Genomic DNA, 17017 nt, shown 5'->3' with positions numbered 1-17017 from the left:
AATCGATTAGTTGGCATGTATTGATCGAACGGGGCGTTCTCGCGACGGATCGTGCGCAACCCGCACCGGACACGAAACGGCCCGCCGCGCCGGTGGGGCGAGGCGGGCCGGAACTGGCTTCGTGAACCGCTCTACTCGGCGGCTTCGGCGAACTCCTGCGGCGCGACGTTGCGGATGAGGTAGTCGAAGGCCGACAGCGCCGCCTTGGAGCCTTCGCCCATCGCGATCACGATCTGCTTATAGGGCACGGTGGTGCAGTCGCCCGCCGCGAACACGCCGCCGAGACTAGTCGCGGCCTTCTCGTCGATCACGATTTCGCCGTGGCGCGACAGCTCGATCCCGCTGTCCTTCAGCCAGTCGGTGTTGGGGATGAGGCCGATCTGCACGAACACGCCCTCCAGCTCGACCGTCTTGTCGACCCCGGCATTGCGGTCCTTGTAGTTGAGGCCGGTCACGCGCTTGCCGTCGCCCAGGATCTCGGTCGTCTGGGCCGAGACGATGACGTCGACATTGGGCATGGAACGCAGCTTGTCCTGCAACACCTGGTCGGCGCGCAGCTGACCGTCGAATTCGATCAGCGTGACGTGGCCGACGATCCCGGCGAGGTCGATCGCCGCCTCGACGCCGGAATTGCCGCCGCCGATCACCGCCACATGCTTGCCCTTGTAGAGCGGCCCGTCGCAGTGCGGGCAGTAAGCGACGCCCTTGTTGCGATATTCCTGCTCGCCCGGCACGCCCAGATTGCGCCAGCGTGCGCCGGTCGTCAGCACCACCGCGCGGCCATAGAGCGAGGCGCCGTTTTCCAGCACCACCTCGTGATAGCCGCCCTTCTCCTCCGCCGGAATCAGGCGGGCGGCGGTCTGCAAATTCATCACGTCGATATCGTATTCGCCGACATGGCTTTCGAGCTGCGCGGCAAGCTTCGGCCCCTCGGTATAGGGCACGGAGATGAAGTTCTCGATCCCCATGGTGTCGAGCACCTGCCCGCCGAACCGCTCCGCCGCGATGCCGGTGGAGAAGCCCTTGCGCGCGGTGTAGATGCTCGCCGCCGCGCCGGCCGGGCCACCGCCCACCACCAGCACCTCGAACGGGTCCTTGTCCGCCATCTTCGCCGCAGAGCGCGCCCCGGCATTGCTATCGAGCTTGGCGAGGATTTCCTCCACGCCCATCTTCCCGCTGGCGAACATCTCACCATTGAGGAAAGTCGCGGGCACCGCCATCACGTCGCGGCTCTCGACCTCGTCCTGGAAGGTTCCGCCCTCGATCAGAGTGGCGGTGATCCGGCTGTTATACAGCGCCATCAGGGTCAGCGCCTGCACCACATCGGGGCAGTTGTGGCACGACAGCGAGAAATACATCTCGAAGGCGTAATCGCCCTCCAGCTCCGCAATCTGGTCGAGCACGTCCTGTTCGACCTTGGGCGGATGGCCGCCCGCCCACAGCAGCGCGAGCACCAGCGAGGTGAATTCGTGCCCCATCGGCAGCCCGGCGAAGCGGACCCATTTTTCCGCATCCGAGGCGCGGCGGATGATGAAGCTGGGCTTGCGTTCGTCGGTGCCGTCGAAGCTGGCGCTGACATCGTCATGCAGAGCCGCGATCTCTTCCAGCAGCTCGCGCGTCTGCTCCGATTTCGGATCGTCGCCGAGACTGGCGACAAGCTCCACCGGCTCGCGCAGATTGCCGAGATACTGCTTCAGTTGCTGGGTCATCGATGCGTCGAGCATGGGGCGTCTCCAAATAGGGGCGGGATACAGAACGGCCCGGATTTCCCGGGGAGGGGGTGGGAAACCCGGGCCGTGAGAGAAACGGCCCGCCGGTCGCGGCGGGCCGATAGTGTCAGGTGCTTAGATCTTACCGACGAGGTCGAGCGAGGGGGACAGCGTCTCGCTGCCTTCTTCCCACGCAGCCGGGCAGACCTGGCCAGGGTTCTCGCGGACATACTGCGCGGCCTTGATCTTGCGAGCCAGCTCGTTCGCATTGCGGCCCACGCCTTCGCAAGTCTGCTCCATGATCTGGATCACGCCATCGGGATCGACGACGAAGGTCGCACGATCGGCCAGGCCCATGTCCTCACGCAGCACGTCGAAGTTCTTGGACAGCGTGTGCAGCTGGTCGCCCAGGAACGGGAACTTCAGCTTGCCGATGCGCTCGCTGGTGTCGTGCCAGGCCTTGTGGCTGAAATGCGTGTCGGTCGAAACGCCGTAGACTTCGACGCCCATCTTCTGGAGCATGTCGTACTTCTCGCCGATGTCCTCCAGTTCGGTCGGACAGACGAAGGTGAAATCGGCCGGATAGAAGAAGAATACCGCCCACTTGCCTTTCACGTCCTCGTCGGTGACTTCGAAGAAGTCCTCGCCCGCCTTGAACGCAGTGGCCTTGAACGGTTTGATCTGGCTTCCGATGATACCCATGGGTGCAATATCCTTTTGCTCGTGTGAAACTCTCGTGAGCACCAGATAAGCACTGTTGCGTCGCACAAAAGCGGCTTTGTGCGATTGCGAACATCGGAAATATCAATGATCGCGGTCGGAACCTGCGCGTTGTCCGATCGAAGGGCCGGACGTTGGCGGCCTTCAGGCCAGGCAGATTACCCGCATTGCGCCCGGTGGAGCAGTTTCTGATCCGCCAGGACGCACGCCATCATCGCTTCCACCACCGGGACGCCGCGAATGCCCACGCACGGGTCGTGCCGCCCTTTCGTGGCGATCTGCGTCGCTTCGCCATCGCTGTCGATCGTTTCGACCGGGGTCAGGATGGAACTGGTCGGCTTGAACGCGACGCGGCAGGTGACCGGCTGGCCGGTGCTAATGCCGCCCGCGACTCCGCCTGCGTGATTGGCGAGGAAGCGGGGGCCGCCGCTGCTCTCGCCCGGACGCATGGGATCGGCATTGTCTTCCCCGCGCAGGCGCGCAGCGGCGAACCCGTCGCCGATCTCCACCCCCTTGACCGCGTTGATGCTCATCATCGCACCCGCCAGTTCGGCATCCAGCTTGGCATAAAGCGGCGCGCCCCAGCCCGCGGGCACGCCCGTCGCCACGCATTCGACCACCGCGCCGAGCGAGGAGCCGGCCTTGCGCGCCTCGTCGACCAGCGCCTCCCAGCGCTTCGCAGCGTCGGCGTCGGGACACCAGAAGGGGTTTTGCGCGATCTGGTCGGCATCGAAATTGGCCGGGTCGATCCGGTCGCCGCCGATCTCTGCGACGTAGGCGAGGATGCTTACCTGCGGCACGACCAGCCGCGCGACCGCACCGGCCGCGACGCGCATCGCCGTTTCGCGCGCGCTAGACCGGCCGCCGCCGCGATAGTCGCGCAGGCCGTATTTTGCGTCGTAGGCGTAATCGGCATGGCCGGGGCGATAGGCCTTCGCCACCTCCGAATAGTCTTTCGAGCGCTGATCGACGTTCTCGATCATCAGGCTGATCGGCGTGCCGGTGGTCTGCCCCTCGAACACGCCCGACAGGATGCGGACCTGATCCGGCTCCTGCCGCTGGGTGGTGAAGCGGCTCTGCCCCGGACGGCGCGCGTCGAGGAAGGGCTGGATGTCCTTTTCCGCCAGTGCGATCCCCGGCGGGCAGCCGTCGACCACCGCGCCGATCGCGGGGCCGTGGCTTTCCCCCCAGGTGGAGAAGCGGAAGAGGTGGCCGAAGCTGTTCCAGCTCATGGCGCTGCGTTCTATCGCGGCGAACGCGGCTGTCGAGCATGCAATGCGATAGCTCTTCGTGGCGCGGGCGCATCTTTCCTACTTCGCGGTCGCTCGGTTAAAACCGGTCCATGCGCACCCGCTCCGCCAACATGCTGATTACGCACAATTTGCTGCGATCGAAGCGGAAGATTTTTCACCCCCTGGACACTGTTCCAAGTGTTCCATCCTGTAGGGTTTCGCATGCTCGCTCTGGCCAAATCGAATCGTCTCGGGCAGGGAACAAAACGCGCTCAAGCAGCGAAGGACTGGCGCGGAAGGGACCCGATGATTGCGAAGCTGAAGGGCTTGCTCGACGAAACCGGTGCCGACTGGGCGGTGATCGACGTGTCGGGGGTGGGCTATCTCGTCCATTGCTCGGCCAAGACGCTCGCCGCGCTGGGCGAGGTGGGGGAGGCGTGCACGCTCTACACCGATCTGCAGGTGAGCGAGAACGACATGCGCCTGCTGGGCTTCGCCGACGGCGGCGAGCGCGACTGGTTCCGCCTGCTGACCGGTGTGCAGGGGGTGGGCAGCAAAGTCGCGCTGGCCATTCTCTCGGCATTGAGCCCGGGCGAGCTGCGCGATGCCTGCGCGGCGGGCGACGCGGCTAGCGTGGCACGCGCGCAAGGGGTGGGGCCGAAACTGGCGGGGCGGATCGTCAACGAATTGCGCGACCGGGCCGGGGCGCTTCCGGGCGGCACGGTCGGTGGAGCGGGCATGGCGCTTTTGAAGGGCAGCGCCAGCGCCGACGCTGTCTCCGCGCTAGAGAATCTCGGTTTCAAGCCCGCTGTCGCCGCCCGTGCCGTGGCGGCCGCACAAGGCGAACTCGGCGATGGGGCGAGCGAAGGCGACCTCATCCGCGTGGCGTTGAAGAGGGCCGCGGGGTGATCCGCAGCGCGACCTGTGCATGCGCGAAATTGCGCGCGGAATGCTCCGGCGACCCGGTGCGCGTATCGGTGTGCTTCTGCCTCGAATGCCAGCGCCGCAACGGCTCGTCCTACGCCGCGCAGGCCCGCTTTCCGCGTGAAAAGGTGACCATAAGCGGCGAGAGCAGGACCTGGAGCCGTACCGGTGACGAGGGTGGCACTGCGACCTTCCACTTCTGCCCCACCTGCGGCTCGGGCGTGTACTACGTCGCTGACGGGCAGCCCGAACTGGTCGCGATCCCGGTCGGCGCTTTCGCCGATCCGGACTTCCCGCCGCCCGACTACACCGTCTACGAGGGTCGCAAGCACGGCTGGGTCGCCATCGTGGGCGACGGTGTCGAGAATTATGACTGAATCCGTCCCGCTTTACACACCCGAGCGTCAGCCGGAGGACCCCGATGCGGCGCTGCGGCCCAAGTCCCTGCGCGAGTTCGTCGGGCAGGCGGCGGCGAAAGAGAACCTCGCGGTGTTCATCGCCGCGGCCAAGGCGCGGGGCGAGGCGATGGACCACACGCTGTTCTTCGGCCCGCCGGGGTTGGGCAAGACCACGCTGGCGCAGATCGTGGCGCGCGAGCTCGGCGTGGGCTTTCGCGCCACCAGCGGGCCGGTGATCGCCAAGGCCGGCGATCTCGCCGCGCTGCTCACCAATCTGGAAGCGAACGACGTCCTCTTCATCGACGAGATCCACCGCCTCAATCCGGTGGTGGAGGAGGTGCTCTACCCGGCGATGGAGGACCGCGCGCTCGACATCATCATCGGGGAGGGGCCGTCGGCGCGCAGCGTGCGGATCGATCTGCCGCCGTTCACGCTGATCGGCGCGACGACGCGGCAGGGGCTGCTGACCACGCCGCTGCGCGACCGCTTCGGCATTCCGGTGCGGCTGAATTTCTATACCGAGGCGGAATTGCTGCGCGTGGTAACGCGGGGGGCCGGGCTGCTCGACCTGGCGATCGACGAAGGCGGCGCGCGCGAGATCGCGCGGCGTAGCCGGGGGACGCCGCGGGTCGCCGGACGGCTGCTGCGCCGGGTGCGCGACTTCGCCCATGTCGAAAGCAACGACGTAGTGACCGCGAAGGTCGCCGATGCGGCGCTGTCGCGGCTGGAGGTCGACCGGCTCGGCCTCGACGCGATGGACCGGCGCTACCTGCTGATGATCGCCGACATCTACAAGGGCGGGCCGGTGGGCGTGGAGACGCTCGCCGCGGGGCTGGCCGAGCCGCGCGACACGATCGAGGATGTGGTCGAACCCTACCTGATCCAGCTCGGCTTGGTGGCGCGCACCGCGCGCGGTCGCTGCCTGAACGATCGCGGGTGGGCGCATCTGGAGCGGACGCCGCCGACCGGTGCGCGCGGGGGGTCCCAGACCAGCCTTTTCGACGACGAGTCCTAGGGATATCGCAACGAAGCCCGGTACTTCGGTTCCATAGCGGGATAGCTGGGCCTGCCTTGAGGCGGCGCCCGGAAAAAGGCTCCTCGAAACGCGGGAAGCGCCCTCAGCCGGACTCTGCGGCCCAAGGAACCGCCCGCTCGGAACAGGAAGGCTCAACATGGCCCTCGTGAAGCTATCCGCCACCGCGGCCGGAGGCGCGTTGCTCGCCGGGGGCGTGGCCTGATCGTTTCCGAGTCGATCACGGAAGGGAAAGGGGCGGCTCTTCCACCAAGAGCCGCCCCTTTCGTATTGTTCGCCTGGTCTTGCCCGCGCCCAGCGGGCTCCGCCCCCGGCCCCATTGCGGAAGGCCGGGGGGGGGCAGCGGTCAGGCCGCCAGCTTGCGGATCACGTACTGCAGGATGCCGCCGTTGCGATAATAGTCCATCTCGTTTTCGGTATCGATCCGGCACTTGGCGGTGAAGGTGAAGGAGGAACCGTCCTCATGCGTCACCTCGACCTCGACATCCTGGCTCGGCGTCAGGTCCGACAGGCCCTTGATGGTGAAGCTGTCGGAGCCCTTCAGGCCCAGCGTTTCGCGCGTTTCGCCGTTCTTGAACTGCAGCGGCAGGACGCCCATCCCGACCAGATTGGAGCGGTGGATACGCTCGTAGCTTTCCACGATCACGGCGCGCACACCCAGCAGGATGGTGCCCTTTGCCGCCCAGTCGCGGCTGGAGCCGGTGCCGTATTCCTTGCCCGCGACGACCACCAGCGGGGTGCCGTCCTCGCGGTGCTTCATCGCCGCATCGTAGATCGGCATCTGTTCACCCTTGTAGGTGGTGAAGCCGCCCTCGACACCCGGCACCATCTCGTTCTTGATGCGGATATTGGCGAAAGTGCCGCGCATCATGACTTCGTGGTTGCCCCGGCGCGAGCCGTACGAGTTGAAGTCAGCCTTCGCTACCTGATGCTCGCGCAGGTACTGGCCTGCAGGGCTGTCTTCCTTAATCGATCCAGCGGGGGAGATGTGGTCGGTGGTGACCGAATCGCCCAGCACCGCAAGCGGCTTCGCTTCGACGATGTCGGCGATCGGCGCGGGGGTCATCTCCATCCCGTCGAAGAAGGGCGGGCTGGCGACATAGGTGCTGCCCGGGTTCCAGTTGTAGGTGTCGGACGCCTCGACCTTCACCGCCTGCCAGTGCTCGTCGCCCTTGTAGACGTCGGCATAGCGGCGCTCGAACATGCCGCGATCGATATTGGCCGCGCGCAGATCGGCGATCTCCTGCGTCGTCGGCCACAGATCGGCCAGCATGACGTCGTTGCCGTCCTGGTCCTGTCCGATCGGGGTTTCGGTGATGTCCTCGGTCACCGTTCCCTTGAGCGCATAGGCGACCACCAGCGGCGGGCTGGCAAGGAAGTTCGCGCGCACGTCCGGCGAGACGCGGCCTTCGAAGTTGCGGTTGCCCGACAGCACCGACGCGGCGACGATGTCGTTGCCGTTGATCGCCTTGCTGATCGGCTCGGCCAGCGGACCCGAATTGCCGATGCAGGTGGTGCAGCCGTAACCAACGAGGTCGAAACCGATCGCGTTCAGATCGTCCTGCAGGCCGGACTTTACCAGATAGTCGGTAACCACCTGCGATCCGGGGGCGAGGCTGGTCTTGACCCAAGGCTTGGGCTTGAGCCCCTTCGCGTTTGCCTTCTGGGCGACGAGGCCGGCGGCGATCAGCACGTCGGGGTTGGAGGTGTTGGTGCAGCTGGTGATGGCAGCGATCACCACGTCGCCGTCGCCGATATCATGCTCGCGATCGTCGACTTCGACGCGGACGGGCGCGCTCTTCTTGTAAAGCCGCTCGAGATCGGAATTGAACAGTTCGTCCACCTCCGGCAGCGCGACCTTGTCCTGCGGGCGCTTGGGGCCGGCGAGGCTGGGGACGACCTTCGACAGGTCGAGCTCCAGCGTGCTGGAGAAGATCGGATCCGGATTGGCCGGATCGTGCCAGAAGCCCTGCTCCTTCGCATAGGCTTCGACCAGCGCGATGCGGTGCTCCTCGCGGCCCGTCAGGCGCAGATAGTCCAGCGTCTTGTCGTCGATGCCGAAGAAGCCACAGGTCGCTCCGTATTCGGGCGACATGTTGGCGAGCGTCGCGCGGTCGGCGAGGCTGAGGGTCGAGAGGCCGGGGCCGAAATATTCAACGAACTTGCCGACCACGCCGTGCTGGCGCAGCATCTGGGTGGCGGTCAGCACGAGGTCGGTCGCGGTCACGCCTTCGGCCAACTGGCCGGTGAACTTGAAGCCGACGACCTCGGGGATCAGCATGGAGATCGGTTGGCCCAGCATCGCCGCCTCGGCCTCGATCCCGCCGACGCCCCAGCCCAGCACGCCCAAACCGTTGACCATGGTGGTATGGCTGTCGGTGCCGACGCAGGTGTCGGGATAGGCGACCTGCGTGCCGTCCTGATCGCTATCGGTCCAAACGCACTGCGCGATGTGTTCCAGGTTCACCTGGTGGCAGATGCCGGTGCCCGGGGGCACGGCAGAGAAGTTCTCGAAGCTCTTCGAGCCCCATTTGAGGAAGTCGTAGCGCTCTGCATTGCGCTGGTATTCCAGCGCCATGTTCTGTTCCATCGCCTTGGGATGGCCGAATTCGTCGACCATCACGGAGTGGTCGATGACGAGGTTCACCGCGACCTGCGGGTTGATCTTGGCAGTGTCGCCACCGAGCGAGGAGATCGCATCGCGCATCGCGGCGAGGTCGACCACGCAAGGAACGCCGGTGAAATCCTGCAGCAGCACGCGCGCCGGGCGATACTGGATTTCACCGCCCGTCTGCGGGTTCTTCTGCCAGTCGGCGATCGCCTTCACATGATCGGTGGAGACGGTCTTCCCGCCATCCTCGAACCGCAGCATGTTCTCGAACAGCGCCTTCATGCTGAAGGGCAGGCGGCTGACGTCTCCCACTTTCTCTGCCGCCTTCGCGAAGGAGTAGTAAGCGTACTCCTTGCCATCAACGGTCATCGTGCTGCGGGTGCCGAGCGTGTCCTTGCCGACCTCTGTCATGGGGAAGCCTGTCCTTTCACTGTCGATAGAAGCGGGGTTCTCGACAGACCAATGGTCGAGCGCCGCGAATGTGCCGATCCGTTGCGCCATGCAACGCGCGGCGTCAAGGTGAGCGCCCCTGACGCGGCCCTAAACCCGCGCCTGTTCGGGCTGTTTGCGCCGCGCCCCGATCCAGCAGCCGACCACGATCAGCATCGCGCCGAGGATGGTAGTGCCGCGCACGATCTCCGCGAAGAAGAGCCAGCCGAACAGGGATGCCCACAAAAAACCGGAATATTCGATCGGCACCAGAATCTGCGCCTCTGCCCGCGCATAGGCCCAGGCGAGCACCAGCGATCCGCACGCGGTGAGGGCACCGGCGATGGCGACGCCCGGTATCGCGGCGGGTGTGGCAAGCTCGAACAGCCGCGGCGCGACCAGGCCCAGCACGAACACTCCCAAGCCGGCGTGGAACACCGTCACCTCCAGCGGCGGCGCCAGCGTGGCCTGACGGCGCATGAGCACGAGATTCCACGCATAGAGCAGGGCGGAAAACAGGATCGCTGTCAGCCCCATGGCTGCATCGGCCGTCATCCTCTCCTGCCCGATCCGCCCGCCCACGATGATAAGCGTGCCGATCAGGCCCAGGACCGCCGCCCAAATCGCGCGACGGTGGATGGTCTCCCCGAGCATGATCGCGGCAAGCCAGAGTGCGACGAGCGGTGCGACGAAGGATATCGCGATCGTCTCCGCGATCGGCAGCTTGGTCAGCGCATAGAAGAACGCCAGCGCCATGATCGATGCGACCACGCCGCGCAGGAGGTGGATACGCAACACCGGCGCAGGCGGCCTGCGCGCGCCCGTCGCCAGCCATACAGGAAGGGCGAAGACCAGCGCGAAGGCCGAGCGCAACAGGCTGGCACTGTAGGCCCCCAAGGCCAAGGCCGCACCTTTCATGAAAGCATCCATCAGGGCAAGCAGCCCGATCCCCGCGAAGGCGGCGAGAATCGGCAGAAGGGGATGCTCGCGGCCCATCGGTCCAGTGGCTTACCCCCACGTTGCAGGGCTGTCACGCCGGGCCGCAAACCGCCCTCGATTCAGCTTCCTGCAAGCCGGGATGCTTGATGAGGGGGAGCGATTGCGGCACATTTGCCGCGTACCGCGTCCTCTTGAGACGCGCCGACCCAGACGGATATGCCCTTGATGCCCAGAACCCTTTCCCTCTCGCTGCTCCTCGCCGGGGCGAGCTTCGCCTTCACGGCTCCCGCTCAAGCGCAGTCCGCCGATCCGGCCAATCTGCTGCCGCAGGAGCGCGCGCCCGCCGCTGCGCCGAAGACGCCTGCGCAGGCAGATTCGCAGGACCCGGATTATGACCGCCCTACGGTCGACTCGGCGTTCGCGGCCTACAGCGATCCGGTGGTGCAGAAGGTCGATCCGCTGATCCAGCACTGGAGCGCTGCAAAGGCGCGCTCGCTGGTGTCGCTGATCGAGTCGATCGGCAAAGAGGGTCTCGAACCGTCCGATTACGATCTGGCGGGTCTGCGCGCGGCGATCGCTGCCGGCGAGGGGGCGGCGCTGGACGATGCGGCCAGCCAGCGCTTCGTGTGGCTGATCGAGGACATGCGCGACGGCCGCACGCCGATGGCGGCGCGTAAGCAGTGGTTCGTCGTCGATCCCGACCCCGATCGCTATCCGACCGGCACGGTCATGGCGACGGCGCTGGAAAGCGACGACCTGGCCGCTGCGCTGAAGTCCGTTGCGCCGGTTCACCCCGATTACGCGGTACTGAAAGCGGAGCTGGCGAAGGCGAAGCCGGGCTCCGACCGGGCGCGGCTGGTGCGCGCGAACATGGATCGCTGGCGCTGGCTGGCGCGCGATCTGGGCTCGCAATATCTCATCACCAACGTGCCCGAGTTCCAGCTGCGCCTAAAGGTCGGCGACAAGATCGTGCGGACGTACAAGACCGTGGTCGGAAAACCCGGTCGGACCGCGACCCCCCAACTTGCCGAGCAGGTCGAGGGTGTGATCCTCAACCCCACCTGGACCGTGCCGCAATCGATCGTGAAGGGCGAAGGATTGGGCACCAAGGTGCTCAACAACCCCGGCTGGGCGCGCAATGCGGGCTACAAGGCGACCCGGGGCGAGAACGGCTATATCAGCGTGGTGCAGCAGCCGGGGCCGGGCAATTCGCTGGGCCTGATGAAGCTCGACATGCCCAATCCGCATGCGATCTTCCTCCACGACACCCCCGCGCGCCAGCTCTTCAACCAGAGCGATCGGGCGCTGTCGCACGGCTGCATCCGTACCGAGCGGGCGAGCGAGCTCGCGTTGACGCTGGCCATCCTGCAGGCCGGCCTGACCGCGGAAGAGGGTGTGGAGAAGCTGACATCGGGCGAATACACCCGGGTTGCGTTCCAGAAGAGCATGCCGGTCTACATCACCTATTTCACCATGGCGACGAACATCGATGGCAAGCTGGCGAAGTTCGACGACATCTACGACCGCGACGCGCCGGTCATCGCTTCCTTCGATCAACCGCGCGTGGCCAACCGGGCGCGCAAGACGAGCGAGGAAGTGGTGGAGATCGTGGACGATCTGAAGACCTGACCGGGCGCGGCCCGGGCGGTCAGTAGGCCCCGGGGTTGTAGCGCTGCATATCGGTCGGTTCGCCCGGCAGGATCAGGCGCGGGCCTTCCTCCGTCGGCGACGCGGCGGTGGAGCCGTCTTCCGCCAAGCCGAGGCGCTCGGAATAGAGCAGCCGCCCGCCGGACAGGTTGAGCAGGGCCTGCTTGAACTCCGCCTCGCCCATGGCGAAGCAGCCGTTCGACCGCCCCAGCTTGCCGTAGCGCGCGATGTGTTCGGGCTCGGCATAGGATGCGCGGTGCATCACGATGTAACGCTCGAGCGCGTTGGAATTCGTCGAATCGAGTCCGCCCAGCCGAATCGAGGTGCCGTAGCGGCCCTTGTACCATTCCCAGGTGATGAACGCGCCCCGGCTGGTCTGGTTGGAGCCTTCCCGGTTGGAGAAGGTGTTGAGCCAGCCATCGTGCTCCGGATCGGAGCCCATGCCGTGGGCGACGTAATGCGAGCGCACTTCGCCGCGTTCGAGATCGACGAAGTGGAACCGGCGCTGGGAGGAATGCAGCCCGAAATCGGCAATGCCGACGATATCGGGACGCCAGATCACACTGCCGGCCTTGGCGAGTTCGCGCTTGGCGATCTCGGCCAGTTGCCGGTCGCGCACGTTACCCGCGATCGGTTGAGCGAAGACCCGCCCGGGCAGCAGGCTTGCCGCACCGACCGCGAGAGATGATTTGAGGAGATCGCGACGCTTCATCGTTCATGTGTGCCATAGCGCGGCTTAACGGGGCCTTGAAGCGCGAGCGGCACTGCCTCCCGAGGTTTCGGCGTGGAAGCGCCACCGTTCGTCGTTCATCGCAGGCGCGCTGCTCGCCACGGTGCTTGCGATCGGTGGAGCGAACCGTGCATTCTCTTGCGCCATGGCGAGCATGGATCGGGCATGGCGACCCGCCACCTTATGCTGGTCCGCGCCGTATCCGCCGCCGAGCGCGCTCGCGACCGGCAGGCCGCGCCGACGCGCCTCGGCCACGACAAAGCGGTCGCGCGCGTCCAAGCCCGCATCGCTCAGCGCAAGCCGGCCGAGCTTGTCGTCGCGGTGCGGATCGACCCCGGCCTGATAGAGAACGAGGTCGGGTGCAAACGAGTCCATCACCTCGGGCAGATGCCGCGCCAGCGTATCGAGATAGGCGTCGTCTTCCATTCCGTCGGGCAGCGGCACGTCGCGGTTGGACTGCGCCTTGCGGACCGGGAAGTTCTTTTCCGCGTGCAGCGAAAGTGTGAAGACATCGTCGCGGCCCGCCATCAGGCTGGCGGTGCCGTCGCCCTGGTGCACATCGCAGTCGACGATCAGGATGCGCCGCACATCCCCCTGCGCCAGCAGCCGGTTGGCCGCCACCGCGAGGTCGTTGAAGACGCAATAGCCGGCCCCGCCCTCGTGCAGCGAGTGATGGCTGCCGCCCGCGCTGTTGGCGGCGTAGCCGTGCTCCATCGCCAGCCGCGCGGCGAGCCAGGTGCCGCCATTGGTGTGCTGCACGCGCTGCGCGATATGTGCCGTCACTGGGAAGCCGATCCGCCGCTCCCGCTCGCGCGGCACGGTCTGGGTCAGCACCTGTTCGACATAGGCCGGGTCATGCACCGCCTCCAGCCATTCGCGTGGGCAGGGCGGCGGCGCGTGCTCGGCCAGCGGATAGCCACTCTCGCGCAAGATGCGCATGACGAGCTGGTACTTGTCGAACTTGAACGTGCCCCGCTCCGGCGGCGGTGCCATGTAGTCGACGTGATGAACGACGTGAAGCAAGGTCAGGCGGTGGAGGCCGGATGTATCGGCGTCCCCGAACGATCGCCTCCCGTAGCGGGCGGGCGGCCAAGCCAGTACCCGGCGGCGAGGCCCGATCCCATCCAGCATGCCATCAGTCCGACCAGCAGGGAATCCCACGTCATCAATGCCCATACGACCGCGACAGGCTGACCCATCGCCAGCGTATGATCGAGCTGGTGAAGCTGCTGCGCCGGGAGCGCCGCGAGCATGAAGAGCGCGCCCGCGAGTAGTGCACTGAGCCATCCGGAGGTGTAGGCGCGGCGCAATGTCATGGATCGATCTCCAAGCAGCGGTCCGACCAGGAAGATCAGCATTGGAAGCGTGGCAACCTGATAGAGGACCGTGACGACCTGAAGAGTGGTGCCGCTAAGGACCTGTCCCAGCGCATAGCCGATCGCCATCACGACCGCGTTCACACCTATCGCGATCAGGAACGGGCCCCAGGCGATTGTCCTCAAGTCCCACCAACGGTGCCGCGCACCGCCATGAAAACGCGCGGCAGCGAAGATCGCCAGCGCGAGGCCGGTTAGTTTGGCATAGCCGAACGCCCAACGGGTAGGGTCCATCGCCAACGCGTTGAAGGCATCCTTGCTGGCAAACATGCCCAGCTTTATCTCGGCGATATGCTGCACGAATTCGGGCACGATTGCCAGCAGAGGGATGAGCGGGGCGAAGCGGAATAGCGACGCCCCGCCAATGAATGTCGTCCGGAGCCCACCGCCAATTGCGCGGATTACCGCGTTCACTCCGCCGCCACCGGCTCGGCTTCGCCCGCGTCGGTCGATTCCGCCTCGATGGCGGCGGCGCGTTCCTCGACCAGTCGCACGATGTGATCGAGCATGTCGGCGTTTTCGATGTGATGGTCCTTCACGCCCGACAGATAGACCATGTGCTTGCCGTTGCCGCCGCCGGTCAGGCCGATATCGGTCTCGCGCGCCTCGCCCGGACCGTTGACCACACAGCCGAGGACGGACAGCGAGAGCGGCGTCTTGATGTGCTGCAGGCGGTCCTCCAGCGCCTGGACGGTGCGGATCACGTCGAAGCCCTGACGCGCGCAGCTGGGGCAGGAGACGACGCGTACGCCACGGGTGCGCAGACCCAGTGCCTTCAACATCTCGAAGCCGACGCGAACCTCGTTCTCGGGCTCGGCCGAAAGGCTGACGCGGATCGTGTCGCCGATGCCGGCCCACAGCAGATTGCCCATGCCGATGGAGGATTTGACGGTGCCGCCGATCAGCCCGCCAGCCTCGGTAATCCCGAGATGCAACGGGCAATCGACCGCCTCGCCCAGCGCCTGGTAGGCCGCGACCGCCAGGAACACGTCGCTGGCCTTCACCGCGACCTTGAATTCGTGGAAGTCGTGGTCCTGCAATAGCTTGATATGGTCGAGTGCGCTTTCGACCAGCGCCTCGGGACACGGCTCCCCGTATTTTTCCAGCAGATCCTTCTCGAGGCTACCCGCGTTCACGCCGATGCGGATGGCGCAGCCATTGGCTTTCGCGGCGCGCACCACCTCCGCCACGCGATCGGACGAACCGATATTGCCCGGATTGATCCGCAGGCAGGCTGCGCCCTTGTCCGCCGCCTCCAGCGCGCGCTTGTAGTGGAAATGGATGTCGGCGACGATCGGGATGTTCGATGCGCGCGTGATCTGGTCGAAATGCGCGGTCGCCTCCTCGGTCGGGCAGGAGACGCGGATGATGTCCGCGCCCGCATCCTCGCACCGGCGGATCTGGTCGATGGTCGCGCCCACATCCTCGGTCGGGGTGTTGGTCATGGTCTGCACCGTGATCGGCGCATCGCCGCCCACGGGAACGCTGCCGACCATGATCTGGCGGCACTTGCGGCGTTCGATGGTGCGCCAGGGGCGAATGGTGTCGATACTCATCGGGGCAATTCCAACAGGATGGAACACTTGGAACAGTGTCCTGGAGGGGAAAAAACTTCCCGTGCGTCGCGGGATATAATCGCGCCATATTGCGGTTTTGAGAGGGTATGGGGCATGAACGCGCCATAGCATCGACCAGGGGCGTAGGAAAAGCATGGCATCACGCGGCGGTAATACCGACGGAACGCAAGGCGACACGCCCCTGCTGTTCGCCCGCGTACTGGACGGGAAGGGTGGTGGCCGCCCGATCGGATGGGACGAAATCCAGAGCTGGCAGCCCGGGTCGGACGGGGCGGTGCTGTGGATGCATCTGTGCCGCACCGTGCCCGGCGTCTACGAATGGCTGCAGGAACGGTTCGCCATTCCCGAACCGACGGCGGAGCTGCTGACCAGCGACGCGACGCGGCCGCGTGCCTTTCGCGAAGGCAATGCGCTGGTCGCGACCCTGCGGGGCATCAATTTCAATCCGGGGGCGGAGCCGGAGGACATGGTGTCGATGCAGGTGTGGAGCGACGGTACGCGCCTCGTCACGCTGCGCCGTTTCCCGCTGCAGACCCCGCGCGACGTGCTCGCCGCGATCGACAAGGGGGCGGGTCCACTCGATGCAGGCGCGGTGGTGACCGAGCTGACCGAAGCGATGGTCACGCGCATGAACCAGTCCATCGTCGACATGAACGACCATATCGACATGCTGGAGGAAGAGGACATGGACGACGATCCGGAGGAGATGCTGGAAAAGATCGCCACCATCCGCCGCAACTGCCTGGGCCTGCAACGCCATATGGGGCCGCAGCACGTCGCGCTGGAGGCGATCAGCCGCGACGCGCCCCCCTGGTTCGAGGATCACGACCGGCGCGAGATCGCCGAGACGATCGACCGGCTGCGCCGCTATCTCGACGATATCGACGTGAGCAAGGAAAGCGCGGTGGTGCTGATGGACGAGCTGCGCACCCGCGCGCTCGCCAGCAACGAACGCGCGACCTACATGCTGACCATCGTGGCGGGTATCTTCTTGCCGCTCAGTTTCCTGACCGGCCTGCTCGGGATCAATGTCGGGGGGATGCCGGGGGTGGAGAACGGGCATGCGTTCTGGTGGGTCGCTGCGGTGTGCGGCGGGATCGGGGTACTGTTGCTGGCAATCTTCAAGAAATTGAAATGGCTTTGAGAGCCGATCGGCGCTGGGCGGCCGAGCTGCTGCAGGTGTGGTTCCATGCGCTGGAGCCGGCCGACCATTTCCGCCAGTCGGACGCGGTCGATGCGATGCTGCGCCGTCGCTTCGCGCGCGACTGGGCGGCGCTCTACACGCAACCTGCGGAAAGCTTCGCGCGCTCCCCCGGCGATGCGCTGGGCGCGGTGCTGCTGTTCGATCAGGTCCCGCGCAACCTGTTTCGCGATTCGGCCACGGCCTTCGCCACCGATCCGCTCGCCCGTGCCATAGCGAAGACCGCCATGGCGCGCGGGTTCGACCGGGCGATGGAGAAGGCGGAGCGGCAGTTTCTCTACATGCCGCTGATGCATAGCGAGCAGATCGCCGACCAGCTCTTATCGCTGCGGCTGTTCACGCAGCTTGGACGCGGCTTCGGCATGCCCTTCGCGCGCAGCCATTATCGCATGATCGCGCGGTTCGGGCGCTTCCCGCATCGCAACCCGGTGCTGGGAAGGCAGAGCACCGCGGCGGAAAAGCGTGCCGTTGCCGCGGGCAACGACTGGTAA

15 protein-coding genes are annotated in these 17017 nt (G+C 66.0%); 6 read left to right on the top strand and 9 right to left on the bottom strand.

Translation table 11 applies throughout. The features are described from left to right. Positions 1–131: 131 nt before the first annotated feature. From ahpF to aroC, 3 genes are all read right to left on the bottom strand, one after another. On the bottom strand, positions 132–1724 hold the full coding sequence (gene ahpF / locus MKP08_RS02670; protein WP_241554770.1) for an alkyl hydroperoxide reductase subunit F: 1593 nt from the start codon (positions 1722–1724) through the stop codon (positions 132–134). Positions 1725–1844: 120 nt separating this feature from the next. Beyond that, on the bottom strand, positions 1845–2411 hold the full coding sequence (ahpC, locus tag MKP08_RS02665; RefSeq protein ID WP_241554769.1) for an alkyl hydroperoxide reductase subunit C: 567 nt from the start codon (positions 2409–2411) through the stop codon (positions 1845–1847). A 176-nt stretch (positions 2412–2587) separates the two neighbouring features. Then, the gene (aroC, locus tag MKP08_RS02660; RefSeq protein ID WP_241554768.1) at positions 2588–3661 is read right to left on the bottom strand and encodes a chorismate synthase; all 1074 of its coding nucleotides are present in this window, start codon (positions 3659–3661) and stop codon (positions 2588–2590) included. 306 nt (positions 3662–3967) lie between these two features. On the opposite strand from aroC, the gene ruvA reads away from it, so the two are divergent. The 3 genes from ruvA to ruvB are packed head-to-tail and all read left to right on the top strand — an operon-like array spanning position 3968 to position 5998. Beyond that, a complete protein-coding gene (gene ruvA, locus MKP08_RS02655) occupies positions 3968–4570 on the top strand; it encodes a Holliday junction branch migration protein RuvA (protein ID WP_241554767.1) in 603 nt (200 codons plus the stop codon). Further along, a complete protein-coding gene (locus MKP08_RS02650) occupies positions 4567–4962 on the top strand; it encodes a GFA family protein (RefSeq protein ID WP_241554766.1) in 396 nt (131 codons plus the stop codon). The genes ruvA and MKP08_RS02650 overlap by 4 nt, the downstream gene beginning before the upstream one ends. Next, a complete protein-coding gene (gene ruvB, locus MKP08_RS02645) occupies positions 4955–5998 on the top strand; it encodes a Holliday junction branch migration DNA helicase RuvB (RefSeq protein ID WP_241554765.1) in 1044 nt (347 codons plus the stop codon). Before MKP08_RS02650 ends, ruvB begins: the two co-directional genes overlap by 8 nt. Before the next feature lie 364 nt (positions 5999–6362). On the opposite strand, the gene acnA is transcribed toward ruvB, so the two are convergent. Together acnA and MKP08_RS02635 are read right to left on the bottom strand one after the other, a co-directional pair. Next, the gene (gene acnA, locus MKP08_RS02640) at positions 6363–9038 is read right to left on the bottom strand and encodes an aconitate hydratase AcnA (protein WP_241554764.1); all 2676 of its coding nucleotides are present in this window, start codon (positions 9036–9038) and stop codon (positions 6363–6365) included. A 129-nt stretch (positions 9039–9167) separates the two neighbouring features. Beyond that, a complete protein-coding gene (locus tag MKP08_RS02635) occupies positions 9168–10052 on the bottom strand; it encodes a DMT family transporter (protein WP_241554763.1) in 885 nt (294 codons plus the stop codon). A gap of 168 nt (positions 10053–10220) precedes the next feature. On the opposite strand from MKP08_RS02635, the gene MKP08_RS02630 reads away from it, so the two are divergent. After that, positions 10221–11624, top strand: coding sequence for a L,D-transpeptidase family protein (locus MKP08_RS02630; RefSeq protein ID WP_241554762.1), 1404 nt, complete (start codon positions 10221–10223; stop codon positions 11622–11624). A gap of 19 nt (positions 11625–11643) precedes the next feature. Here MKP08_RS02630 and MKP08_RS02625 read toward each other — a convergent pair whose 3' ends face one another. From MKP08_RS02625 to ispG, 4 genes are read right to left on the bottom strand one after another with little or no spacing between them, the layout of a single operon-like run. Beyond that, complete coding sequence (locus MKP08_RS02625) at positions 11644–12354, bottom strand: murein L,D-transpeptidase catalytic domain-containing protein (RefSeq protein ID WP_215227175.1); 711 nt, start codon at positions 12352–12354, stop codon at positions 11644–11646. A gap of 24 nt (positions 12355–12378) precedes the next feature. Continuing rightward, positions 12379–13365 (bottom strand): histone deacetylase, encoded by a 987-nt coding sequence (locus tag MKP08_RS02620; RefSeq protein ID WP_241554761.1) that lies wholly within the window; start codon positions 13363–13365, stop codon positions 12379–12381. A 32-nt stretch (positions 13366–13397) separates the two neighbouring features. Beyond that, on the bottom strand, positions 13398–14162 hold the full coding sequence (locus MKP08_RS02615) for a hypothetical protein (RefSeq protein ID WP_241554760.1): 765 nt from the start codon (positions 14160–14162) through the stop codon (positions 13398–13400). Continuing rightward, positions 14159–15298, bottom strand: a complete 1140-nt coding sequence (gene ispG / locus MKP08_RS02610; RefSeq protein ID WP_241555512.1) for a flavodoxin-dependent (E)-4-hydroxy-3-methylbut-2-enyl-diphosphate synthase — start codon at positions 15296–15298, stop codon at positions 14159–14161. Before ispG ends, MKP08_RS02615 begins: the two co-directional genes overlap by 4 nt. Before the next feature lie 160 nt (positions 15299–15458). On the opposite strand from ispG, the gene MKP08_RS02605 reads away from it, so the two are divergent. Both MKP08_RS02605 and MKP08_RS02600 read left to right on the top strand, forming a co-directional pair. Beyond that, positions 15459–16469 carry a zinc transporter ZntB gene (locus tag MKP08_RS02605; protein ID WP_241554759.1) on the top strand — a complete coding sequence of 337 codons (1011 nt, stop codon included), beginning with the start codon at positions 15459–15461 and terminating at the stop codon, positions 16467–16469. Then, a complete protein-coding gene (locus tag MKP08_RS02600; protein WP_241554758.1) occupies positions 16460–17017 on the top strand; it encodes a DUF924 family protein in 558 nt (185 codons plus the stop codon). The genes MKP08_RS02605 and MKP08_RS02600 overlap by 10 nt, the downstream gene beginning before the upstream one ends.

Source organism: Erythrobacter sp. LQ02-29, from assembly GCF_022576075.2.
Classification (GTDB): domain Bacteria; phylum Pseudomonadota; class Alphaproteobacteria; order Sphingomonadales; family Sphingomonadaceae; genus Alteriqipengyuania.
Note: the sequence above shows the minus strand (reverse complement) of the source record. Positions and strands in the feature narration are given on the sequence as shown.

Excerpts from the sequence above, each read along its gene's own strand:
- MKP08_RS02600 (WP_241554758.1), top strand. The coding sequence starts at position 16,460 with ATGGCTTTGAGAGCCGATCGGCGCTGGGCGGCCGAGCTGCTGCAGGTG.
- ruvA (WP_241554767.1), top strand. The coding sequence starts at position 3,968 with ATGATTGCGAAGCTGAAGGGCTTGCTCGACGAAACCGGTGCCGACTGG.
- ruvB (WP_241554765.1), top strand. The coding sequence starts at position 4,955 with ATGACTGAATCCGTCCCGCTTTACACACCCGAGCGTCAGCCGGAGGAC.
- MKP08_RS02605 (WP_241554759.1), top strand. The coding sequence starts at position 15,459 with ATGGCATCACGCGGCGGTAATACCGACGGAACGCAAGGCGACACGCCC.
- ahpF (WP_241554770.1), bottom strand. The coding sequence starts at position 1,724 with ATGCTCGACGCATCGATGACCCAGCAACTGAAGCAGTATCTCGGCAAT.
- ahpC (WP_241554769.1), bottom strand. The coding sequence starts at position 2,411 with ATGGGTATCATCGGAAGCCAGATCAAACCGTTCAAGGCCACTGCGTTC.
- acnA (WP_241554764.1), bottom strand. The coding sequence starts at position 9,038 with ATGACAGAGGTCGGCAAGGACACGCTCGGCACCCGCAGCACGATGACC.
- MKP08_RS02625 (WP_215227175.1), bottom strand. The coding sequence starts at position 12,354 with ATGAAGCGTCGCGATCTCCTCAAATCATCTCTCGCGGTCGGTGCGGCA.
- MKP08_RS02635 (WP_241554763.1), bottom strand. The coding sequence starts at position 10,052 with ATGGGCCGCGAGCATCCCCTTCTGCCGATTCTCGCCGCCTTCGCGGGG.
- aroC (WP_241554768.1), bottom strand. The coding sequence starts at position 3,661 with ATGAGCTGGAACAGCTTCGGCCACCTCTTCCGCTTCTCCACCTGGGGG.
- MKP08_RS02620 (WP_241554761.1), bottom strand. The coding sequence starts at position 13,365 with ATGGCACCGCCGCCGGAGCGGGGCACGTTCAAGTTCGACAAGTACCAG.
- MKP08_RS02630 (WP_241554762.1), top strand. The coding sequence starts at position 10,221 with ATGCCCAGAACCCTTTCCCTCTCGCTGCTCCTCGCCGGGGCGAGCTTC.